Origin of the sequence: Microcoleus sp., assembly GCF_049646505.1 — a bacterium.
In the GTDB taxonomy this organism is placed as follows: Bacteria; Cyanobacteriota; Cyanobacteriia; order Cyanobacteriales; family Microcoleaceae; genus Microcoleus.
The window spans coordinates 1-5,841 of record NZ_JBARVX010000329.1 but is presented as its reverse complement, the minus strand read 5'-3'; the positions used below and the strand labels follow the sequence as shown (position 1 = coordinate 5,841).

Here is a 5,841-nt window from a genome sequence, read left to right as displayed (position 1 = left end):
ATCGGAATGATTTAACCACAGAGAACACAGAGTACACAGAGGGAGAGAATATATATCTGAATCATTCCGATGCCAGCGGATTTGATATAAATTCAAATCCAGTAGCATCCCAATTGTAAAATCGAGTCATATCAAATCCGTGTTTCATCGTCCTGTATTCATCTCTCTCTTGTCTTCCTCTGCGTTCTCTGCGCCCTCTGTGGTTAAATCATTCCGATCCGAAACGATATTAACCGATCGCACGCGAGAGCAAACTAATTCAAACAAAATAACTTAAGCTTTTACACATTATAGTTATTTTCACAAAAAGCAAAAATTCAACCTAAAAAAATTAGGTTAGGAAAATTTTTATAGTTTTGATTGCTTAAAAATACCAGTAAGCTCAGCCACATCTGCAGAATGTGGGTTACAATAGCGGCAAAAGTGATATTGTTCACAAAAAAAAGAATCTTTAGTGAAAATTAGCCGATCGAATCAGCCAAACCAGCAAATGTATTGATTTTGCCCGAATCCCGAATAAAGATGTCCAACGTCTACAGCACGGCCCAACTCATTAAAATCCTCGAAGAAGAGCGCCAAGCTTGTTTGCACGGGCGGCGTCTCAACTTGACTGAAACTCCTGCTACAGGGAATCCGGTGATCGATCGCTTTCTCAAATCTGAGGGCGTTCAAAAGTTCACTGCTTATCAAAATTTTAAGGCCGCAGTGCACGAATACCAGCGGGAACATCAAGTTTCTGGGATTGTCTGGCGGGAAATGACGGTTAAAGGCAATAGTTTACGCTATCCGGCGGTGGATGATGAGTTGATAGCTCTACCGGTTGATTTGATTACTTTGACAGCAGCTAAGATGGCGATGTTGGAATTTTGGCAGCAGGTAACTGCGGGGATGGATTTGTATTTGAGTATTAACAGCGGGAAGGATTTTCGATCGATCGAGCCGATGGATGTAGAGGCTCTAGCCCAGCGCACAGAATGGGCCAGTCTCTCGAAGTGGGAAAAGTTGGATTTTCTCGAAATTTTGTTGCAGTTGGGCTGGGGGAAGCCGGAGGAAGCCTATTACAAGCGGGGATGGCCGACTTCGGGCAGCGAGTACATTCACGCCGTTAAACCCGGACAGCGGCCGATTTGTTAATTAGGAAGGAAGTGACAAGAATCTGTATGTTGGGTTAGTGGAACGAAACTTAATTTTCATTAATCATAGACTTGCATTGCATAAGTCTTCGATCGATCCTGCAACCGCAGATATTGGGCAGATAAACACAGATAAACGCAGATAATTTCAGGATAGTTTGGGAATCAGTGCAATACAACTTTAATAACTCACGATATCGTATCCTGTCGATTGAGAACGATAAAATTGGTTCGTAGTGCGGAATGCGAGTCCGCACTACGAACCGTTTTTGTTATGGTAATCGACCGGACATGATATGACTAATGACTAATGACTAATGACTAATGACTAATGACTAAGCTTGACAAAGCATCAAACCAAACCACTGTTTTGGATCTGTCCAAACTTGCACCGACTTTAAACCGCGCTCGGAAAGTTCTTTCTTTACCGTATTCAGATTAAATTTGCGAGAAATTTCGCTGCGGATAGTTTCTTTGGCGGCCAATTCTACGGTTAAATTGAGAGCGCGCAAGTTCGCGGTTTGCGCTTTCTTACTTCTCAAGTGCATTTCAATTTGACATTCTTCTTGATTGTAAAAAGCCCAATGCTCGAACTGCGCTAAATCAAAATTTCCTTCATACTTGCGATTTAAATGTCGCAGCATATTCAAGTTAAAGGCTGCTGTCACTCCTTGATTGTCATCGTAGGCCGGCTCTAAAATATCTTTAGATTTGTCTAAGTCAATTCCCAATAAAAAATATTCTCCTGGCTGCAATGCACCGACAATTTGCGAGAAAAATACATCGCATTCTTGATGGTTTAAATTGCCGAGGGTGCTGCCTAGAAAGCAAATCATTCGGGTTGGCAGCGGTGACGGTGCAATTTTAGCTAGGGCTAGTTCGTAAGTGCTGACAAGTCCGTGAATCTGGAGGGACGGATAATCTGCTAAGAGTTGACAAGCGCTGCTTTCTAGGATAGTGGGACTGATGTCGATCGGCAAATAGTGCAGGGGATATTGCAGTTGGTTGTAAGCATCGAGGAGAATCCGAGTTTTGGTGGAACTGCCGCTGCCGAGTTCGACGATTTCGCACGGGCCCGTCAAACCGGCGATCGCCCCTGCACACTCTTGCAAAATTGCCGTCTCCGTGCGTGTCACGTAGTATTCTGGCAACTGACAAATCAACTCGAACAGCTTCGATCCGCGATCGTCGTAGAAATACTTGGGAGGCAGGGTTTTGGGGTTTTGAGTCAACCCGCTAACGACTTCGCTACCTGCGTTGATTTCTGCGGGTGTGGGTGCTGTCGCGCTCACCAGTCGCTCTAAGTGCAGGCGATTTTCCTTCGCCCTGGCTCGGTTTGTCGTCTCGGACAGTTTTGGGGATTTCATAGAGTAAAATTAGGATGCACCAATTGGTATAACACGCAGTCGCGCTGCCAAATATCAGGCTCAAGGGAGATTTTCGCTCCCGATTTCCGTTCTGTATTTTCTCACTAAATGGCGATCGCTCCCCAAATTAAAACTTAAAAAATCTCTACTGTAATTATAAATTATTTTATAAAAGTTTGTTGCTCGATCTTTTGAAATTTGAAAAAAATTGAGAGTTTTGCCCAAAAAATATCGTTGCGAATTCTGTCTCGCTCAATTTATATATATCCGTAAAATAAGCCCCATCGGTTCGCAGTCAAAACTAAATTCCTTTGACTTCGATCGGGACTAAAGTCCTGACTGCGAATTTAGGATCGAAAACTTAATAACTTAAATACCTGCTACAGTCCTCTCTCCTGTAAATTGCTTTCATCAAAGGAGGCAGAGCCTCCGGATCTGCATTACCAGGCAGAGCCTGGTAACGAGCAAAGGGGGACTGTCGATCCGATTCTTGTCCCCCCCTTTTTAAGGGGGGTTAGGGGGGATCGTCTTAAGTAAACCGTATTGGGTTATAATTGCATGGCTAACTACTTGGCGCAGCGAAAACCAGCGATAATTTGCCGCACGCCCGGATAGTACCAATTCCGAAAACTCGATCGCATTGCTTGAGGAAAAGTCGCCCAACTCCCACCTTTCAAAACCCGGTGTTCTCCATCAAAATAAACTTGAGAATATCCCTTGTAAGGATAACTTTCAAATCCTGGATAAGCGTCAAATGTGGAAGCAGTCCACTCCCAAACATTCCCCAACATATCGCAGCAGCCGATCGCACTCGCTCCTTTTGGAAAAGCATCAACTGGCGATGTGTTTGCCAGATTATTCCCGTGATTGCACAGGCTGGCATTTGGCGGTGCTTCTCCCCAAGGATAGGTGCGGTTTGTTTGATTTGCTGCATCCCAACTCGCTGCTTTCTCCCATTCGGCTTCTGATGGTAAACGCTTGCCGGTAAAGTTGCAGTAGGCTTCGGCTTCGTACCAACTTACGCCGCAAACTGGATGGTTGTTGAAAGCGGGATTTTCTGACCAGTAAAGCGGGCGATCGACTAAATGAACTTTGAGCCATTTCCACCCCTCTACTGACCACCAATCAGGGTTTTGATAGCCGCCGGATGCCATAAAATCTCGGTATTGACCGCAAGTGACGGGATAGCGATCGATCGCGTATGCTTCTAAATAACACAAGTGGCGCGATCGCTCGTTATCCAAAGCCTCAGCAGCATCGCTTCCCATATAAAATTCCCCGCCCGGAATTTCAATTTCTGAATTGGGAATTGGGCATGGGGCATCGGGCATCGGGCATCGGGCATCGGGCATTAATATTCTTTCTTCCCTCTGCCTTCTTCCCCCTTGCGGATAATTAATCCGTGTATCCGCGTCCAAATCCCTGTCGCGCCTTCCTTGCTTCTCCTGCATTTGCAACACAAAAGCAACTGTTTCGCAGTGCTGGCTTTCGTGCTGAATCATAAACCGCCAGAGACGTTCTTGCTCCTCAATCGGCGCTATTTCCAAATAATCTAACACCTTTTTTCTCACCGCATCCAGATACAATTTAACTTCTGGTAACGCTGGCAAAAAAACCCGCTGTTTTTTCGGCAAAATATCCGCAGCAAACAGTTGGTGATACTCAGGAAAAACAGGTTTCAACCCAGCACCTCGCTGCAACAGCCACAAATCTTCAGTATAAGCAATGTGACCTAAATGCCAGCCAACCGGACTGAAATCTGGATGAGCAAGGCGGCAGAAAGTATCGCAATCTATGTCTGCAAATAATTTAAAAGTGCCGCGGCGACACTGCTGCAAATCGCGATAAATTGCCTCTCTACAAGATTGGATAGATTTGGATATCACCCTCTACTCCCGTACTGATAATGCTGTCTTCTGGACACTCGTGCCAATTGCCAGCAAATAAAGGCTCTGAAGCAATGATGACCGAATTTGGAAAGTTTAGATCGTCCCGCACCCAATAAAGGGAAGGAGCGGCTTTTTGGGAAGCAAAGCGAGAGGCAACGAGCTGGTGTCCGTCGCTGATAATGATGTTAGCTGAAAATTCTATTTGCTGAACTTTTGCTAGGTCTGCCAAGATTTTTAGGGAGTTTTGCAAAGCTGCTTGTAGGGTCAGATTTTTGTCGGTCAATTCATTGACAAATAAGCCGAAGATGTGTTCTGAATCGGTAGTACCGTTAATTGATTGATAAACCGTATCGCACAGGCGATCGCGAATTGGTCTGTACAGAGTTTGGCGAAAATTTTTCACGAAGCCGTTGTGTACGAACAGCAGGCGATCGTACCCAAACGGCTGACAGTTGCTCAAATCTAGGGCTTGTCCTGAAGTTGCGCTGCGAACGTATCCGATCGCGCAGCCGGATTCAACGTATCGACTGATACTCGGCAGATTGATGTCGTTCCAAATTGGCTGTATGTTTTTATAGGTAAACGGGTCAGTCTCTAGGTGCGGGTGATACCAACCGATGCCAAAACCGTCAGCATTAACCACGCCTGAAGTCATTTCGCGGGGCTCGTAACTCTGCACGAGCAGCGAATGTTCCGGCTTGTACAGAATAGAATCGAGTAAAATCGGCTCCCCGAGGTAGCCAAGCAAACGGCACATATAATTTTTACAGCAAATTGATTAGTATTCTAAATCATTCGGCGAGAAATTGCCCGATCGCCCGTCTTGTACCAGCACCGGGAACTGGGTTTTTGGTAAGCTGTTGTGCAAATAAAAATTGTATATTTTGATGACAATCAAAAATCGTCAAATCCTCTCCCCCTCTCCCCTTCTCCCCTTCTCCCCCTCAATCGCCATATACAATCTATACGAGCAACAGCTTAGCCCGCTGCCAGCATCGCAGTACAAACGGTACAGTAAAGGTAGAACCCCAGCAGCACAAGGAGACTCTTGAATGTTCCTCGACGAACTCATCCCAGTGGCCAAAGAATTGATGCAACAGCCGATCGCCTTTGCGGGCGGATTTTTTTCGGGCCTGCTTCGACTGAACCTTCACGAAGATCCCGTCAGAAGCTGGATTGACGAACAAGCCGGTTCGACTTCCTACACTCCTCCCGCAACCGAAGCGACTAACAAAAGCACTGGGCCTCAGTCGATCTCGATCGACTAAGAAACAGCAGTAATACCATTTTTCTTTCATATGTGCTATTACCCCCCCCACTCCCCCCCCGAAATAAGGGGGGGTTGGGGGGGTAATATCTAGCGCTACTTTATGAAATTGGTATAACTATCCGATCTATTACAAAGGGTTTGTCGGCGCGGCAAACCCTTTTAGTCAGGTGCGATCGCCCCCG

General features: G+C 45.8%; 5 protein-coding genes. 2 read left to right on the top strand and 3 right to left on the bottom strand.

Annotated features, from left to right (window positions below; genetic code table 11):
- Positions 1-522: 522 nt before the first annotated feature.
- The gene (locus tag WBA89_RS16925) at positions 523-1,134 is read left to right on the top strand and encodes a hypothetical protein (protein ID WP_424408345.1); all 612 of its coding nucleotides are present in this window, start codon (positions 523-525) and stop codon (positions 1,132-1,134) included.
- Between the two features lie 334 nt (positions 1,135-1,468).
- Here the strand turns inward: WBA89_RS16925 and egtD are convergent, their stop codons facing one another.
- From egtD to egtC, 3 genes are all read right to left on the bottom strand, one after another.
- Positions 1,469-2,500 (bottom strand): L-histidine N(alpha)-methyltransferase, encoded by a 1,032-nt coding sequence (gene egtD / locus WBA89_RS16920; protein ID WP_424408344.1) that lies wholly within the window; start codon positions 2,498-2,500, stop codon positions 1,469-1,471.
- 566 nt (positions 2,501-3,066) lie between these two features.
- Positions 3,067-4,386: an ergothioneine biosynthesis protein EgtB gene (egtB, locus tag WBA89_RS16915; protein ID WP_424408343.1), complete on the bottom strand. Its 1,320-nt coding sequence runs from the start codon at positions 4,384-4,386 to the stop codon at positions 3,067-3,069.
- Entirely contained in the window at positions 4,358-5,146 is a 789-nt protein-coding gene (gene egtC, locus WBA89_RS16910; protein WP_424408342.1) for an ergothioneine biosynthesis protein EgtC, read from the bottom strand. The genes egtB and egtC overlap by 29 nt, the downstream gene beginning before the upstream one ends.
- Before the next feature lie 295 nt (positions 5,147-5,441).
- Between egtC and WBA89_RS16905 the strand changes: the two genes are divergently transcribed.
- The gene (locus tag WBA89_RS16905) at positions 5,442-5,657 is read left to right on the top strand and encodes a hypothetical protein (protein WP_194067161.1); all 216 of its coding nucleotides are present in this window, start codon (positions 5,442-5,444) and stop codon (positions 5,655-5,657) included.
- The last annotated feature ends 184 nt before the right edge of the window (positions 5,658-5,841 follow it).

Bases quoted from the DNA above. Each gene is read 5' to 3' on its own strand.
- WBA89_RS16925 (WP_424408345.1), top strand. From the start codon at position 523: ATGTCCAACGTCTACAGCACGGCCCAACTCATTAAAATCCTCGAAGAA.
- egtD (WP_424408344.1), bottom strand. From the start codon at position 2,500: ATGAAATCCCCAAAACTGTCCGAGACGACAAACCGAGCCAGGGCGAAG.
- egtC (WP_424408342.1), bottom strand. From the start codon at position 5,146: ATGTGCCGTTTGCTTGGCTACCTCGGGGAGCCGATTTTACTCGATTCT.
- WBA89_RS16905 (WP_194067161.1), top strand. From the start codon at position 5,442: ATGTTCCTCGACGAACTCATCCCAGTGGCCAAAGAATTGATGCAACAG.